Genomic DNA, 15,942 nt, shown 5'->3' with positions numbered 1-15,942 from the left:
TTGGCAGCGCGGTCGGCACAGGCATCATGGAGTAGATGTCCATGAGCGCTCGCTGGTTTCGTCGAGGTGACCACTTGGTCATGCTCGGCGCGTTCGCCGGTGCGCTCGCTCTGCTCGCCCTGAGCACGTTCACCTCCTGGCCGGTGGCCGGCGGACCGGTCGGCGGGGCCACCGAGGCGGCCGTGAACCCGGTCTACACCTCGCAGGCGGGCGACTGCCTGAACTGGACCAGGGCGAACCTGTCCGACGTGACCAAGGTCGACTGCGCGGCGCAGCACATGTTCGAGGTCACCGGCGTGGCCGACATCGGGGCCGGGTACGGGCCGCAGGCGCCGTTCCCGACCGACGAGCAGTGGCAGAAGATCAGCGAGGAGTACTGCGCCAAGACGTCCCTGGACTACCTGGGCGGCCGGTTCGACCCGTTCGGCAAGTACACCGTCGGCCCGCTCAACCCCGGCGAGCGGCTGTGGGCCGAGGGCCAGCGGACGCTGCGCTGCGGGCTCCAGGTCGCGGGACCGGCCGGCGGGCTGCTGCCCGCGTACGGGTCGGCCAAGACGCAGGACCAGTCCGACGTCTACGACCCGGGCGTGTGCCTGGGCATCACCGAGGCGCGCGGCGTGGGCGACCCGGTCGAGTGCGTCAAGCCGCACGCGTTCGAGGTCGTCGGCGTGGTGACGCTGCCCGCGGGCGACTTCCCGCCGGTCGAGCGGCAGGACGAGGTGCTGTCCGGCGAGTGCGCCCGGATCGCCGCCGAGTACTCCGGCGGCCTGGACTTCAAGGCGCGCGGCCTGGTCGTCACCTGGGACACCCGGGCGCCGGAGAGCTGGGCGGCGGGCTCGCACCGGGCGAACTGCAAGGTCGGCGCGGCCACCGACGGCACCGGCCTCAACCCGTGGGAAGGCAGCGTCCGCAACCCCAACGCGCCGCCCCTGACCACGTCGAACCCGCCGCAGACGACGACCGTGCAGCAGGACGAGCCGACCGGCGCGCCGCTGCACTCCCAGTCGAACAGCAGCGCGCCGTCGGGGTCGTCCTCGGCGTCGGTGACGCCGACCTCCAACTCGTCCGAACCCAAGCCGTCGAGGTGATGCCGTGCCCGCGGAGATGACCCGGCAGCGGTTCGAGGAACTGGTGGGCGACGCCCTGGACCTGCTGCCGCCGGAGTTCGCGGCGGCGATGAACAACGTGGTCGTGCTGGTCGAGGACCGCAACCCTGAGGAGCCGTCCCTGCTGGGCCTCTACACCGGCATCGCGCTGACCCGGCGCACCACCGACTACGGCGGCGTGCTGCCCGACCGGGTCACCATCTACCGCGAGGCCATCCTCGACATCTGCGACACCGAGGAGGACGTGGTGGAGGAGGTGGCGATCACCGTGATCCACGAGATCGCCCACCACTTCGGCATCGACGACGACAAGCTGCACGAACTGGGCTGGGGCTGACCGGGCGCGCTAGTCGATCCGGTCGACGCCGGTCCACGAGGTGCACACCCAGCCCGCGCCGTCGTGCTCCAGCACGACCTGACCGGTGTTGGGCAGCAGCCCCGCCTCCAGCAGCGCCGGCTGGACGTTCTTCGCCATCGCCAGCGCCGCCAGCCGGATCGCCCCGCCATGGCTGACCAGCACGAACGTGTCGTCGGGCGAGTGCCGCGCGCACACCTCGTCCACCGCCGCGACGAACCGCTCGATCACCTGCCGGCCGGACTCGCCGCCGGGGACGGGCGCGTCCAGGTTGCCCGCGGCCCACTCGTGCGCGGCGGCCAGGAACAGGTCGAACGCCTCGCGGTCGTGCCGGCCCTCCAGGTCGCCGCAGAAGATCTCCTGCACGCCGTCCAGCACCTCGACGTCCAGGCCGTGCGCCCGGGCGACCGGGGCCGCGGTCTGCTGCGCCCGCACGGCCGCGCTCGCGTACACCGCGCTGACCGGCACGTCCGCCAGGGCCTCGCCCAGCGCCGCCGCCTGCGCCCGGCCGGCGTCGGTCAGCGGCGGGCCGGGTGGCAGCGAGTCCAGCGCCATCTTCAGGTTCGACGCCGTCTCCCCGTGCCGCACCAGGATCAGCTTCACGCCTCCCGCCCTTCCCGCACCGCGGCGACCCACTCGGCCGCCGCCACGAACTCCTCGTCGCCCGGGACCGAACCGCCGGGCTCCGCCTTCGGGTAGGAGCCGAGGAACCTGGTGTCCGGGCAGTGCCGGCGCAGCGCGGCGAGCGCGTCGCCCACGCGCGGCTGCGCCACGTGCCCGTCGAAGTCGATGTAGAACCGGTACTCGCCCAGCCGGCCCTTGGTGGGGCGCGACTCGATGCGGGTCAGGTTGATGCGGCGCAGCGCCAGCTCGCTGAGCAGGTCGGACAGCGCGCCCACCCGGTCGGTCGCGGTGACCACGACGGACGTGCGGTCGTGGCCGGTGGGCGCGGGCGGCGGGCCGGGGCGGCGCAGCAGCAGGAACCGGGTCTTGGCGTCCCGGACGTCGGCCACGTCGGTGGCCAGGACCTCCAGCGGGTAGTGCCGCACCGCGACGGGCGCGCTCACCGCCGCGTCGAACTCGCCCGCCAGCACGGCCCGCGCGGCGGCGGCGGTGGACGTGGTGGCCACGACGTCGGCGTTCGGCAGGTGCTCGGCGAGCCAGTGCCGGACCTGGGCCAGGGCGTGCGGGTGGCTCGCGACGGTCTTCACCTCGCCACCGCCCGGCCGCACCAGGACGCTGAACCGGACGTCCAGCACGGCCTCGGCGACGGCGACCAGCGGTTCGCCCTCGGTCAGCGCGTCCATCGTGGCCGGGACCGCGCCCTCGACGGAGTTCTCCACCGGCACGCACGCGGCCTCGGCGTCGCCGCGGCGGGTCGCGGCGAGGGCCGCGGGCACGGTGTCGTACGGGACCAGCTCGTCCGGGGAGGCGCCGAGGCCGAGGGCGGCCTGCTCGGTGAACGTCCCCTGCGGTCCGAAGTAGGCGAGCACGGCCGCAACGATACGAGCACCACGCCCGGTGATCGTCGCTGAGGCGAGGATCACCCGGCCGGCGGGTGCCCGGCCCCGTTCCGCCGGACCCCTGTGTCCTGGAATGCTTGCGGCTGTGTCCGCCGATACGGAGGGTGAGATCAACGCTCCGGTAGCTGTTCCCCGTCTGGTGTTGTGCGCCGTCGACGAGCCCCTCGCGACGGCGTGGCTGGGTGTCGCCGACGGCCGCAGCGGTGTCGAGGTGCACCGGGGTTCGGTGCTCGACATCGTGGCCGAGGCCGTGGTGAGCCCGGCCAACTCGTCGGGCTGGATGCGCGGCGGCATAGACGCCGTGTACGCCCGAGCCTTTCCCCACGTCGAAGCGCACGTGCGCAGCGCCGTGCTGGCGTTGCACGGCGGTGAGCTGCCGGTGGGCGAGGCGCTGGTGGTGCCGACCGGCGAGCCGCAGCCGGAGTGGCTGATCAGCGCGCCGACCATGCGCACCGCCGGCGAGCACCTGCCGGAGGACACCGTGCACCCGTACCTGGCGGCGCGGGCCGTGCTGCGGGTGTGGCGCGACGGCCGGCTCGACGACGGCCGCCCGGTGCGGTCGGCCGTGCGGACCATCGCGATGCCGGGGTTGGGGACCGGAGTTGGCGGGGTCGCGCCGGAGACGTGCGCGCGCCAGGTCGCCGCCGCGTGGGACGAGGTGTTCAGCTCCCTGCCCCGGCGCTGACGACCTGTGCACAACTCTGTGGACAACCCCCGTGCAGCCTGTGGACAACTACCTCGGCGCGACCCATCGCTCCAGGTCCAGCTCATCGGTGATGGGGATGCCGTAGTCCCCCACCGAGGGGATCTCCGGTTTGAGCCGGCGTGACTCCCGGACCGCGTCGGGCCGCAACGCGGTGAGCCGGAACCCGCGCCGCTGGTAGAAGCGGAGGGCGTCGAGGTTGTCGTTGGTGGTGGTGAGCCGGACGCGGGAGCAGCCGAGCTGCCGCGCGCGCTGCACCGCGGCCTCGACCAGGGAGCTGCCCACGCCCCGGCCTCTTCGCAGCGCGTCGATGGTGACGATCTCCAGGACCCCGTCGGTGGCGGCGTAGGTGAGCAGGCCGACCACCTGGTCCTGCTGCTCGACCAGGAACCCGGGCAGGCTGGCCGGGAAGAACACCTGGCCGTGGGCGACGGAGGTGTGGGCGCCCCACAGCTCCAGCACCAGTCGGCCGACGACGATCCGGTCGGCTTCCTCGATCGCGCGTACCAGCATGTCTTGCACTGTCTTGAGGTCCGCGCGCAACCGGTACCGGCATTCGACCTATGGTGGGTGCGTGCCGGTGCGCGTGTTGCTGGTCGACGACCACGAGATCGTCCGCAGGGGGCTGCGCGAGCTGCTCGACGACGAGGACGACATCACTGTCGTAGCCGAGGCGGGTGGGGTGGACGAGGCCCTGGTGTTCGCTTCGTCGACCCGGCCGGATGTGGCCATGGTCGACGTGCGCCTGCCTGATGGCACCGGAGTCGACCTGTGCCGCCGCCTGCGCGCCCTGGACGTCCGCTGCCTCGTCTTGACCGCGTTCGACGACGAGGAGGCCCTGGTCGGCGCGATCATGGCCGGCGCGTCGGGGTACTTGCTGAAACAGGTCCGCGGCCAGGACTTGGTGAACGCCGTGCGAGAGGTGGCGGCAGGCAGGTCCCTGTTGGACCCCCAGACGACGGCCAGGGTTTTGGAGAGGATGCGCCGCCCACCGGAGGTCGACGTGCTGGACGCGCTGACCGACCAGGAGCGGCGCGTGCTGGACCTGATCGGCGAGGGTTTGACGAACCGGCAGATCGCGGAACAGCTCTTCCTGGCGGAGAAGACGGTCAAGAACTACGTGACCTCGGTTCTGCAGAAACTCGGAATGGAACGCCGCACTCAGGCCGCCGCCTGGGTAGCCCGCCGCTCCCGTTGAGGCGTTGTTGTCGGTGCTTCCTGGGAGAATGTCCCACGGGGCGCTCAACCCGAATTGTCGTACCCCTGTGGGACAATGGAGACGGGGGCCGGAGGCCGCGCCCCAAAAATTCGACCCAGCGCGCACTGCACGAAAACCCTTACCGCCTACGGCATTCCCTGCCGCACAACACCCTGCCGCACAACACCCCGCCGCACAACACCCCGCCGCACAACACCCGCCGCACAACACCCCGCCACACGACCCGCCCGGGGCCAGCCAGTCCGCATGCCCAGCTCGCCCGTCGCCGCCTGAACCAGCCGCACCCAGCCTGGGCCGCCAGCTGGGTCAGCCCCGCCGCCCAGGCCAGCCCCAGCCGCCCGACCCGAGCCGCCAGCCGAGCCAGCCGCGCCCCAAGCCCAGCCCCGCCGCCTGGTCCTGGCCGCCGCCCGGGCCCGGGCCGCAGGTCGCGCTTCACGACACCCCGAGGCCAGGCGTCAGGTCAGCGGCACGTGCCAGGTGATCGTCGTCCCCGTCCGCGGTGACGACGTGACCTCGCAGCCGCCGCCCGCCGCCAGAGCCCGTTCCTCCAGGTGCCGCAACCCCCGCCGAGCCACACCCCGCGGGATGCCGCAGCCGTCGTCGGCCACCCGCAGCTCCAACCGCCCCGGCTCCCTGGTCAGCGCGATCTCCACACGACCCGCCCCCGAGTGCCGCACCACGTTCGACAGCGCCTCCCGCAACGCCGCCCGCGCGTGGTCGGCCAGGTCAGCCGGCACATCCGCCAGGTCACCCTCCACCCGCACCTCAGGCTCGAACCCCAGCAACTCCCCCGCGGTCCGCGCCTCCGCCACCACCGACGCGCGCAGATCAGCGTCGCCGGGCTTCCCCGGATCGGCACTGCGCAGCGCGCGAACGGTCGCCCGCACCTCCGCCATGGTCTGGTCGAGCTGGTCCACGCAGTCCGCCAGCCGCTTCGCCTCCCGGCCGTCCAGCTTCAGCCGCCGGTTGAGCAGCTCCAACTGGACACCGGTCGCGTACAGGCGCTGGATGATCACGTCGTGCAGGTCGCGCGCGATCCGTTCGCGCTCCTGGTACACCGCTATCCGCTGCCGCGCCGTCGAACCCTCCGCCAGCACGACCGCCAGCCCGGCCTGCGCGGCGAACGCGGTCAGCACGTCCACGGTGTCCGTGCTGAACGGCGGCGCGCCCTTGCGCCGGTACACGGCCAGCGCGCCGATCTTGCGCTCCCGCGTCCCGAACGGCGCCACCGCGAACGGCCCGTACCCGCGCAGCGACTGCGGCACGAACGGGGCGGTGCGCGGGTCGGTGGTGAAGTCGTCGGCGACCACGGCGACGCCGGTCCGCGCGGCGCGGGCGGCGGACGAGCGGTGGGACAGGACGATGCCGACCGGGTCGACGTCGCCGGACGACGCCTCGACGGTGAGCGTCCCGTCGTCGCCGGTGGCCATCGCCAGCCCCAGGTCGGCCTCCGCCAGTTCGGCCGCGCGCCGCACGACCAGGGGCAGCACGGCGTCCGGGTCGTCGCCGGCGAGCGCGGCGGAGGTGATCTCGGTCGACGCGGCGAGCACCAGGGCGGGGTCCACGGCCGTCAACGGTAGGCCCCGACCCCCACCCGCCCCCGGGACACCTCCCACACCACGTCCGCCCGCCGCGCCTCGTCGGGCCGGTGGGTGATGTGCACGACGATCCGGTCCAGCCCGTCGACCAGGTCCAGCAGGCGGCGGGCCGACTCCTCGTCCAGGTGCGCGGTGGGTTCGTCGAGGAGGAGGACGTCGGCGTCGTGCAGCAGGGCGCGGGCGAGGGCGACGCGCTGCGCCTCGCCGCCGGACAGCAGGGTCGGTCCGACGACGGTGTCCAGGTCGAGGTCGAGCCCGACCCGCGCCAGCGCCTCCCGCATCCGGGTGTCGTCGGCCGCCGGGTCACCGATGCGCAGGTTCTCGCGCAGCGTCGTGGACACCAGCATCGGCTCCTGCGGGCACCACGCGACCCGCGCCGGCCGACGCACCGTCCCCTCGGTCGGCGCCACGAACCCCAGCAGCACCGCGAACAACGTCGACTTGCCCACCCCCGACGGCCCGACCACGGCCACCTTCGCCCCCGCGGGCGCCCGCACGCTCACGTCCTCGAACACCGGCCGCGCCGCGCCGGGCCACCGCGCGGTGACACCCTGCACCACGATGTCGTCGGATTGTTCAACAATCACCCGCGCGGAGTCCTGTTCAACGACCCTCCCGTACGCCTCCCGCAACGCCTGCCGGTGCTGGGCCGCCGCCGGCAGCGCGCCCAACACCTCGGCCAACGCCAGCGGCACGAGCCCCAGCAACGGCGCCAACAGCGGGTCGACGCCCGCCGCGATCGCCGTGCACGCCACCACCGCGCCCCCGAGCACGAGGTGGACCAACCCGGTCGCCGCGCCCGCGCCCCACGCCTGCCGGCGCGCCATCCGCGCCAGCTCGGCGTCGTGCTCGGCCAGCCGCGCCCGCACCACCCGGTCCGCGCCGAACGCGATCAGGTCCGGGGCCGCCGTCAGCAGGGTCAGCACCTCTTCGGACACCTGCCGCCGACCGCGCGCCAGCACCGTGCTCGCCCGGCGCTCGGCGACCACCGCGACCAGCGGCGCGAGCGTCCCGCCGACCAGGACCGCGAGCCCGACCGCCACCCCCGCCCACGGGTCGATCAACGCGAACAGGACGGTCGTGGCGAGCCCGACCCCGGCCGCCACCAGCGGCGGCTGGAGCACCCTGGGCACCAGGTCGCGGACCGTGTCGACGTCGTCCACCAGCCGGGTCAGCTCGGCGCGGCCGGGACGAAGCGCCCGCCACAGCCGGACCCGGAGGTCCTCGGCGAACCGGAACGCCGCGTCGTGCGACACCAGCCGCTCCAGGTAGCGCAGGACGCCCTTGGCGAGGGCGAACGTCCGCACGCCCACGACCAGCACGGACAGCGTCAGGATCGGCGGCTGGGTCGCGGCCTTGGCGATGAGGTACGCGGCGACGGCGGTCAGCGCGACACCGCTGGCCGAGGCGGCGATCCCCAACGCCGCCCCGGCCAGCACCCGACCGGTCGGCCGTGGCGTCTTCGGTGCCGACGCCCGGCCGACCTCGTGGTCCACAGCGGCCACCGGAACAGGGTTGTCGGATTGCTCAACAACCCTGTGAGTGGACAGGAGAACAGCGACCCCGGCGTCGGCGGCGGCCTGCACAGCGCTCATGACGAGGGCGGCCGTCGCCGGGTCGAGATGAGCGGTGGGCTCGTCCAGCAAGAGGGTGGTTGAACCATCCTTCACGCGAGTCAGCGCACGGGCGATGGCGACCCGCTGGCGTTCACCTGTCGACAGGTCGACGATCCGACGATCCACCAGGTGGTCGGCGGCGATCGAGGCGAGGACGTCGAGGTCGACGCGGCCGGTGGTCAGCTCGAGCTCGTCGGCGACGGTGCGGCCGGCGAAGGCGGGCCGCTGCGGGACCCAGGCGATGGCGTCCCGGTCGACGACGACTTCGCCGCCGTCCGGCTCGACGTAGCCGAGGAGGACGTCGAACAGGGTCGACTTGCCCGCGCCGCTGGGCGCGTCGAGGCGGTGCACCTCGCCGGGCCGCACGACGAAGCTGACCCCGTCCGGCGCGAACCGCCCCCGCCGGCGCACCCGCAGGTTCCGCACCTCGATCCCGACCGGCCGACCGGTGAAGACCCCGCGAACCGCGTCGAGCCGAGAGCCGACGACCTCCCCGCGCATCGGCCCACCCCGGGTCCGCCGCACCTCGGGGATCTCCGCGACCCGGCGCACCGCCTCCACGCCGTCCTCCGAGGCGTGGTGCGCCGCCCCCGCCGCCCGCAGCGGCAGGTAGCACTCGGGCGCCAGGATCAGCACCACCAGACCGGTCAGCAGCGTCAGCTCCCCCGACACCAGCCGCAGCCCGATCCCCACCGCGATCAGCGCCACCGACAGCGACGCCGCCACCTCCAGCACCAGCGCCGACAGGAACGCCACCCGCAGCGTCCCCATGGTCGCCTTCCGGTACCGCGCCCCCACCTCCCCGACCGCCCGCGCCTGCGCCGAAGCCCGCCCGAACGCCGTCAGCACCGGCAGCGCCCGCACCAGCTCCGCCAACCGCCCCGACAGCCGCTCCAACGCCGACGCCGCCGCGGCCACCCGCGCCGAGGTGAACTTGCCGATCAGGATCGCGAACATCGGGATCAACGGCAGCGTCACCGCGATCAGCACCGCCGACGTCGGGTCCGTCCAGAAGATCCACGCCCCGACCAGCACCGGCACCACGGCCGTCGTCACCAGCGCGGGCAGGTACTTGGTGAAGTAGGCGTCCAGCGCGTCCAGGCCCTTGGTGGCCAGGACCGCCAGCTCCGCCGGACCCCGCGACACGATCCACGCCGGCCCCAGCCCCAGCGCCCGGTCCAGCACCGCGGCCCGCAGTTCCTCCTTGGCGCCCGCCGCCGCCCGCGCCGCGACCGTCTCGGTGGCCCACGCCAACACGGCCCGCACCACCACCGCGCAGCCCAGCAGCCACAACGACCCGCCGGACACCAGCGCGGACGCGAGCGTCACGGCCTGGAAGACCAACGCGCCGGCCGACAACGCGGCCAGCACACCGCAGAGGGTCAACGCTCGGCGCGCCGAAGGCGAAAGGGCGGGTAGCGCGCCGAGCGGACCCCTCCCCGGCTTCTTGGCGGAAGGGGTTCCGGGGACGTCCACACCACGAACCGTAGGTCCCCGGACCGCATCCCGCTCAGGTACGAGGGTCCCCTCGCCGGCGGGACCTAGGTCCCCTCCCGTCGTCCTCCGTCCGGGCGCACCTCGATCAACCCCGGGAACAAGCTCGTCGCGGTGGTCGACCCGACGACCACCGCGACTCCGAAACTCGACTACCAGCCACCTACTGGGGCACGTGCACCTGCGGGATGTGCCGCGTCCCGATGCGCTTGCGGAACACCCAGTACGTCCACCCCTGGTACACGAGCACCGCCGGCGTACCGAACGCCGCGACCCACGTCATCACCGTCAACGTGTACGGGCTCGACGCCGCGTTCTCCACCGTCAACGAGAACGCCGGGTCCAAAGTGGACGGCAGCACGTTCGGGTACAGCGCCCCGAACAACGCCGCCACCGCGCACGCGATCGCCACGCCCATCAACGCGAACGCCTGCCCCTCGCGCCGCAGCGCCAACCGCGCCAGAGCGCCGAAAGCCGCCAGCGCGACACCGATCGCCGCCGCGTACGTCCACACCGTCCCGAACCGCAGTTGCACCAACAGCAGCAGCACGACCAGGGGCAGCAACGCGACCGGTGCGATCCGCAACGCCACCGCACGGGCACGTTCCCGCACCTCGCCCTCGGTCTTCAGCGACAGGAACACCGCGCCGTGCACCAACGCGTACCCGGCGATCGCCAGCGCCCCCAGCAGCGACTCCAACGTCACCGCGGCGAACGGCGAACCCACGCGGTCACCGTTGGCGTCCAGCGGCAGGCCGAACACGTTGGCCGTCAGCACCAGCCCGACCCCGAGCGTCGCCACCCACGAGCCGACGAAGATCACCGTGTCCCACACCCGCCGCCAGCGCACCGAGTCCACCTTGCCCCGGTACTCGAACGCGACCCCGCGCCCGATCAGCGCCAGCAGGAACAGCACCAGCGGCAGGTAGGCCGAGCTGAACAGCGACGCGTACCAGCCGGGGAACGCCGCGAACGTCGCACCGCCCGCCACCAGCAGCCACACCTCGTTGCCGTCCCACACCGGCCCGATGGTGTTGATCAGCACCCGCCGCTCGGTCTCGTCGCGCCCGAGCACCGGCAGCAGCATGCCGACCCCGAAGTCGAAGCCCTCCAGGAACAGGTAGCCCAGCCACAGCAGCGCGATCACGCAGAACCAGAACGTCTCCACGACAACCCCTCAGTACGCGAACGACAGGACGTCGTCGTCTTTGCGATCGGCCTGGTCGGGCTTCGGACCCGGCCCGTGGTCCGGCAGCACGCCCGCGACACCGCCGCGGACGTACCGCCGGACCAGGAACACCTCGACGCACGCGAGCACCCCGTAGACGAGCGTCAAGGCGATCAACGACGTCAGCACCTCGCCGGGCGTCGAGTTCGACACGGCGCGCGCGGTGAACATCCACACCCCGTCCACGCCGCTCGGGTTCGGCACCACGACGAAGGGCTGCCGCCCCATCTCGGTGAAGATCCAGCCGAAGCTGTTGGCCAGGAACGGGGTCGCGATGCTGCCCAGCGCGAGCAGCCGGAACCACCGCCCGGTCGGCACCCGCCCGCCGCGGGTCAGCCACAGGATCAGCAGGCCCGCGCCGGCCGCGATCGCGCCGAAGCCGATCATCAGCCGGAAGCCCCAGTAGGTCACCGGCAGCAGCGGGACGTAGTCGATGGGCTTGCCCGACAGCTCGCCCAGCCGCTCGTCCACCGGGTAGTTCGTGCCGTACTTGGCCTGGTACATCGGGACCAGTTCCTCGATGCCCTTGACCTCGGACGTGAAGTCGTTGTGCGCCAGGAACGACAGCAGCGCCGGCACGGTGACGCTCTTGACGTTCTCGCAGTCCGGCCGCGACACGTCGCCGATCGCGAACACCGAGAACGCGGCGGGCCGCTCGGTGTGGCACAACGCCTCCGCGGCGGCCATCTTCATCGGCTGCTGCTCGAACATCAGCTTGCCCTGCAGGTCGCCGCTGACCGCCAGCCCGGCGAACGCGACCACGCCGACCCACGTGCCCAGCTTCACCGACGACCGCCACACCGGCTCCTCGGCCGACCGCTTCCACAGGTGCCAGGCGGCGATGCCGACCAGGAACGAGCCGGCCACGGCGAACGCGCCGAAGATCGTGTGCGGGAACGCGACGAGCACGGTGTTGTTGCCCAGGACCGCCCAGATCGAGGTCAGCCGGGGCCGGCCGTCGACCAGCTCGGCGCCCACCGGGTGCTGCATCCACGAGTTCGCGGCCAGGATGAAGTACGCCGAGGCCATGGTGGCCGTCGAGAACGCCCACGCGCAGGCCAGGTGGACCTTGCGCGGCAGCCGGTCCCAGCCGAAGATCCACAGGCCGAGGAACGTGGACTCGACGAAGAAAGCGACCAGGCCCTCCATCGCCAGCGGCGCGCCGAACACGTCGCCGACGAACCGGGAGTACGCGCTCCAGGTCATGCCGAACTGGAACTCCTGCACGATGCCGGTCACCACGCCCATGGCGAAGTTGATCAGCAGCAGCTTGCCCCAGAACTTGGTCATCTTGTAGTACTTGCGGTCCCCCGTGCGGACCCACGCCGTCTGCATGCCGGCGACCAGCAGCGACAGGCCGATCGTCAGCGGCACCATCAGGAAGTGGTAGACGGTGGTGATGCCGAACTGCCACCGCGCCAGGTCGAGTACGTCCACGGCGACGACGGTAAGTCGGGGCGGGTGGCCCCGCTCAGGTACGACGGTCCCGTCCGGCCCGGGACCAAGGTCCTCCCCGGTGCGTCCGGCGTCACGTCGACCTGCGCGTACGCGTCGCCTAAAGTAGGTTCCGCCAGAGGGGAGTAGTTCCCGCGATCGTGCACTTCGGACGATCACGGCGAGGTGATCGACACACTGATCCCGCCTTCGAGCGGATCCGGTCCCTCACCCGTTCTCGTGAACGGGCGAACGAGACCTCCGGCCGGGCAGCGCATCACGCCCGGTCGGGGTCGTGCTGCCTCCGTCCGGGTTCACGGACGTGGAGGTACTCGTGGCACCGGAACTCATCGCGTTGGCAACGGCGTTCGGCATCATCTTCCTGGCCGAACTGCCGGACAAGACCATGGTCGCGACCCTCGTCCTGACCACCCGCTACCGGGCCCTGCCGGTGTTCGTGGGCGTCACGGTGGCGTTCGCGATCCAGTGCGTGGTGGCGGCGACGTTCGGCGGGGTGCTGACCCTGCTCCCGGACCGCGTGGTGGCGGGCGTCGTGGCGGTGTTGTTCGGCGTGGGCGCTTTCTTGCTGCTCAAGGAGAGCTTCGCCAAGGACGACGAATCCACCGACGGCTCCGCTTCCCAGAGCCCCGTCTCCTTCGGCCGGGCCGCGTTGACGTCCTTCGGCGTCCTGTTCGCCGCGGAGTGGGGCGACGCCTCCCAACTCGGCACCGCCGCCCTGGCCGCCCGCTACGGCACCCCGGTGTTCGTCGGCCTGGGCGCTTTCCTGGCCCTGGTGACGGTGGCCGGCATCGCGGTCCTGGTCGGCCGCAAGATCGCGGCGCGCATTCCGACGCACCTGATCCAACGGGTGAGCGGCACCATCTTCGCGGTCTTCGCCGCGCTGGCCCTGTGGCAGGCCCTCGCCTAGCGCAGGGCGTCAGCGACCTCCTGGGCCGCGCGGACCACCTGAGGCCCGACGACATCCCCGTCGAGCTTCTCCAGGGCCACCACGCCCACGCTGGCCCGCAACCCGGGCACGCCCCGCACGGGCGCCGCCACCCCGAACGCGCCCGGCTGCAACTCACCGGTCGAGTGCACCCACTGCCGCCCCTCCGGGGACAGCCCGATCGCCTTGCCCGCCGCGCCCCGGTGCACCGGGTGGCGCGACCCCACCCGGTACGCCACGTGGTACGCCGTCCAGGACGGCTCCACCACGGCCACGGCCTGCGCCTCGGTCCCGTCCGCCACGGTCAGGTGCGCGGTCGCGCCCACCTGCTCGGCCAACGTCCGCAGGGCGGGCTGGGCGGCCAGGCGCAGCTGCGGCAGGACGTTGGACGCCAGCCGGAGGACGCCCAGGCCCAGCCGGACCTTCGACCCCTCCCGGCGCACCAGCCCGCGCGACTGCAACGGCACCAGCAACCGGTACACGGCGGCCCGGGAAGCGCCGATCGCGGCGGCCAGCTCGCTGATCGACGGCGCCTCCGACTCGGCGTCCGCCACCGCCTGGAGCAGGGCCAGGCCCCGCTCCAGGGTCAGCGAACTCTCCTTGGACCCGGCGGGCAGCGGCAGCTTGCCGCGCGGGTCAGGTCTGGCCACCAGGCGTCCCTACCCTTCCGAGATCGCGGGCGCGATGGTGCCGACCACCTCGGACAGGCCCACGACCGACCCGTTCACGCCGGGGGCCGTCGCGGTGATCCGCACCGTGTCGCCGTCCTCCAGGAACGTGCGCTCGGCGTCCCCGACCGCGACCGGCTCCTGCCCGCCCCAGCTCAGCTCCAGGAACGAGCCGCGCTCGTCGCGGTTCGGGCCGGACACGGTGCCCGACGCGATCAGGTCACCCGGCCTGACGGTAGCGCCGTTGGAGGAAAGGTGCGCGAGTTGCTGCGCGAACGTCCACGACATCGTCCGGAACGGCGGGCGCGACACCAGCACCCCGTTCCACTCGACCTCGATGCGGATGTCCAGGCCCCACGGCCGGTCCTCGACCAGGTACGGCAGCACGTCGTTGCCCAGCGGCGGCGGGGTGACCCGGGCCGTCGCGAACGCCTCCAGCGGCGTGATCCACGCGCCCACCGAGGTGGCGAACGACTTGCCCAGGAACGGCCCCAGCGGCTGGTACTCCCAGGCCTGGATGTCCCGCGCGCTCCAGTCGTTGACCAGGGTCACGCCGAACACGTGGTCCACCGCCTTGGCCGGGGACAGCCGCGTCGCCACCGGCCCGCCGCACACGAAGCCCACCTCGGCCTCGATGTCCAGCCGCCGGCTGGGGCCGAACACCGGCCCGTCGGACGAGCGCCGCTGGCCCTCCGGCCGCACCACCGGCGTCCCCGAGACGACCACCGTGCCCGCGCGGCCGTGGTAGCCGATCGGGATGTGGGTCCAGTTGGGCAGCAGCGGGTCGCCGTCGGGGCGGAACATCCGGCCGACGTTCTCCGCGTGGTGGCGCGACGAGTAGAAGTCCACGTAGTCGGCGACCTCGAAGGGCAGCACGGCGCCGTCCAGCCCGACCAGCTCCGCGCCGCGCGGCGCCGAGGTGGCGGTGACCAGCTCGACCAGCTTGGCCCGCAGCTCGCTCCACAGCGGCCGGCCGGCGGCCAGCAGGGGGTTGAGCGTCGGGGCCGTCAGCAGGGGCGCCAGGCGCTCCCCGAAGTGGTCGGCGAGCGGTCGCAGCAGCAGCGCCCGGTCGCCGACGCGCACGGCGATGCCGCCGGGCACGACGCCGTAGGGCAGGGTCTGCGGCCCGAAGGGCGCGTCCGGCGTGAACGCCGGGTCGTCGATCCAGCTCACAGCAGGCCCAGTTCTTCCAGGTCGGTGATGGGCTCGTCCAGGGAGCACGAGCCGTAGGAGGCGAACACGCCGCGCACCGCGTGGGCGGCCTGGTCGGACAGCTCGCCGGCCTCCTTGGCCAGCGCCTGGCCGTCGGAGGAGGACAGGGCGGCCCGCACGTCGCCGCCGGACAGCGCGCGGGCGGTGGCGACCAGCAGGTTGAGGAAACCGTGGTGGGTGAACCCGGTCTCGGCGTCGGTGTAGCGGACGGCGTGGTGCAGGCCCGCGGTCGCCTTGAACGCGACCCCGCCGGAGGAGACCACCGACAGGAAGTCGGCGACCTCGTCCACGCTCGGGAAGTTCTCCTTGCTCAGGCCGCCGCAGCGCAGCTTGGGCCAGCTGCCGTGCTCGATGACGCGGCGGACGCCGTCGAGCCACTCGGGGCCGCCCCGGCGCGGTTCGACGACCCGGATCACGTCCTCGGGGACGAACTCCGAGACGCGTTCCAGCCACACCTCGTCCACGTCGGACGGCGCGGGCATCTCGACCATGCGCAGCGCGAGCAGCTCGCTGCGCGACTCCACGATCGAGACCGCCTTGGGCACGCCGCCCAGACCGGTGTCGATCACGAGGGACAGGGCGATCGGCTTCACCGGCTTGACCTTGATCAACTCGGTGATCAGCTCGGCCAGGCGTGACGCGGGACACAGGAAGAGCCCCACCGCGCCGGCCCACTCGCCGGCCCGCGCGTCGAGGTGGCCGCGGACCGCGTCGGGCATGGTCGCGTTGCCCGGCGGGAACAGCGCGGCGTCGTCGACGAGCCTCGCGAGCAGGGGCGGAGTGCCGCGTGGACCGGGCGCACGGAGTTCGAAGGCGCTTGACACGGCTGACACGCTAGTG

At 73.0% G+C, this 15,942-nt stretch carries 15 protein-coding genes; 5 read left to right on the top strand and 10 right to left on the bottom strand.

Annotated elements, in window-relative coordinates:
• The first annotated feature begins 41 nt into the window (after nt 1–41).
• Together RIN75_RS02870 and RIN75_RS02865 are read left to right on the top strand one after the other, a co-directional pair.
• Nucleotides 42–1,088 carry a septum formation family protein gene (locus tag RIN75_RS02870; protein ID WP_309110145.1) on the top strand — a complete coding sequence of 349 codons (1,047 nt, stop codon included), beginning with the start codon at nt 42–44 and terminating at the stop codon, nt 1,086–1,088.
• A 4-nt stretch (nt 1,089–1,092) separates the two neighbouring features.
• Nucleotides 1,093–1,443: a metallopeptidase family protein gene (locus tag RIN75_RS02865; protein ID WP_309110144.1), complete on the top strand. Its 351-nt coding sequence runs from the start codon at nt 1,093–1,095 to the stop codon at nt 1,441–1,443.
• A gap of 9 nt (nt 1,444–1,452) precedes the next feature.
• Here RIN75_RS02865 and RIN75_RS02860 read toward each other — a convergent pair whose 3' ends face one another.
• Nucleotides 1,453–2,064: a histidine phosphatase family protein gene (locus tag RIN75_RS02860; protein WP_309110143.1), complete on the bottom strand. Its 612-nt coding sequence runs from the start codon at nt 2,062–2,064 to the stop codon at nt 1,453–1,455.
• Nucleotides 2,061–2,954 carry a prephenate dehydratase gene (gene pheA / locus RIN75_RS02855; RefSeq protein WP_309110142.1) on the bottom strand — a complete coding sequence of 298 codons (894 nt, stop codon included), beginning with the start codon at nt 2,952–2,954 and terminating at the stop codon, nt 2,061–2,063. Before pheA ends, RIN75_RS02860 begins: the two co-directional genes overlap by 4 nt.
• Nucleotides 2,955–3,057: 103 nt before the next feature.
• Between pheA and RIN75_RS02850 the strand changes: the two genes are divergently transcribed.
• Nucleotides 3,058–3,669 carry a macro domain-containing protein gene (locus RIN75_RS02850; RefSeq protein ID WP_309110141.1) on the top strand — a complete coding sequence of 204 codons (612 nt, stop codon included), beginning with the start codon at nt 3,058–3,060 and terminating at the stop codon, nt 3,667–3,669.
• Between the two features lie 48 nt (nt 3,670–3,717).
• Here RIN75_RS02850 and RIN75_RS02845 read toward each other — a convergent pair whose 3' ends face one another.
• Complete coding sequence (locus tag RIN75_RS02845; RefSeq protein ID WP_309110140.1) at nt 3,718–4,200, bottom strand: GNAT family N-acetyltransferase; 483 nt, start codon at nt 4,198–4,200, stop codon at nt 3,718–3,720.
• Nucleotides 4,201–4,261: 61 nt separating this feature from the next.
• Between RIN75_RS02845 and RIN75_RS02840 the strand changes: the two genes are divergently transcribed.
• Complete coding sequence (locus RIN75_RS02840; RefSeq protein ID WP_309110139.1) at nt 4,262–4,885, top strand: response regulator transcription factor; 624 nt, start codon at nt 4,262–4,264, stop codon at nt 4,883–4,885.
• Nucleotides 4,886–5,361: 476 nt separating this feature from the next.
• Here the strand turns inward: RIN75_RS02840 and RIN75_RS02835 are convergent, their stop codons facing one another.
• The 4 genes from RIN75_RS02835 to RIN75_RS02820 form a co-directional block, all read right to left on the bottom strand.
• Nucleotides 5,362–6,471, bottom strand: coding sequence for a GAF domain-containing sensor histidine kinase (locus RIN75_RS02835; RefSeq protein WP_375295895.1), 1,110 nt, complete (start codon nt 6,469–6,471; stop codon nt 5,362–5,364).
• A 5-nt stretch (nt 6,472–6,476) separates the two neighbouring features.
• Nucleotides 6,477–9,596, bottom strand: coding sequence for a thiol reductant ABC exporter subunit CydD (cydD, locus tag RIN75_RS02830; protein ID WP_309110137.1), 3,120 nt, complete (start codon nt 9,594–9,596; stop codon nt 6,477–6,479).
• Between the two features lie 181 nt (nt 9,597–9,777).
• The gene (gene cydB / locus RIN75_RS02825; RefSeq protein ID WP_309110136.1) at nt 9,778–10,782 is read right to left on the bottom strand and encodes a cytochrome d ubiquinol oxidase subunit II; all 1,005 of its coding nucleotides are present in this window, start codon (nt 10,780–10,782) and stop codon (nt 9,778–9,780) included.
• A 9-nt stretch (nt 10,783–10,791) separates the two neighbouring features.
• Nucleotides 10,792–12,279: a cytochrome ubiquinol oxidase subunit I gene (locus tag RIN75_RS02820; RefSeq protein ID WP_309110135.1), complete on the bottom strand. Its 1,488-nt coding sequence runs from the start codon at nt 12,277–12,279 to the stop codon at nt 10,792–10,794.
• Nucleotides 12,280–12,610: 331 nt separating this feature from the next.
• On the opposite strand from RIN75_RS02820, the gene RIN75_RS02815 reads away from it, so the two are divergent.
• Complete coding sequence (locus RIN75_RS02815) at nt 12,611–13,204, top strand: TMEM165/GDT1 family protein (protein ID WP_309110134.1); 594 nt, start codon at nt 12,611–12,613, stop codon at nt 13,202–13,204.
• Here RIN75_RS02815 and RIN75_RS02810 read toward each other — a convergent pair.
• Genes RIN75_RS02810 through RIN75_RS02800 form a run of 3 tightly spaced genes read right to left on the bottom strand, consistent with a single transcriptional unit; the run spans nt 13,201 to nt 15,926 of the window.
• Nucleotides 13,201–13,872: a helix-turn-helix domain-containing protein gene (locus tag RIN75_RS02810; RefSeq protein ID WP_309110133.1), complete on the bottom strand. Its 672-nt coding sequence runs from the start codon at nt 13,870–13,872 to the stop codon at nt 13,201–13,203. The two genes, RIN75_RS02815 and RIN75_RS02810, sit on opposite strands and share 4 nt — an antisense overlap.
• Nucleotides 13,873–13,881: 9 nt before the next feature.
• On the bottom strand, nt 13,882–15,063 hold the full coding sequence (locus RIN75_RS02805) for a fumarylacetoacetate hydrolase family protein (RefSeq protein WP_309110132.1): 1,182 nt from the start codon (nt 15,061–15,063) through the stop codon (nt 13,882–13,884).
• On the bottom strand, nt 15,060–15,926 hold the full coding sequence (locus RIN75_RS02800; protein ID WP_309110131.1) for a hypothetical protein: 867 nt from the start codon (nt 15,924–15,926) through the stop codon (nt 15,060–15,062). The genes RIN75_RS02805 and RIN75_RS02800 overlap by 4 nt, the downstream gene beginning before the upstream one ends.
• Nucleotides 15,927–15,942 lie beyond the last annotated feature (16 nt).

The sequence above is a fragment of the Saccharothrix sp. genome, from assembly GCF_031180885.1.
Classification (GTDB): domain Bacteria; phylum Actinomycetota; class Actinomycetes; order Mycobacteriales; family Pseudonocardiaceae; genus Actinosynnema.
Note: the sequence above shows the minus strand (reverse complement) of the source record. Positions and strands in the feature narration are given on the sequence as shown.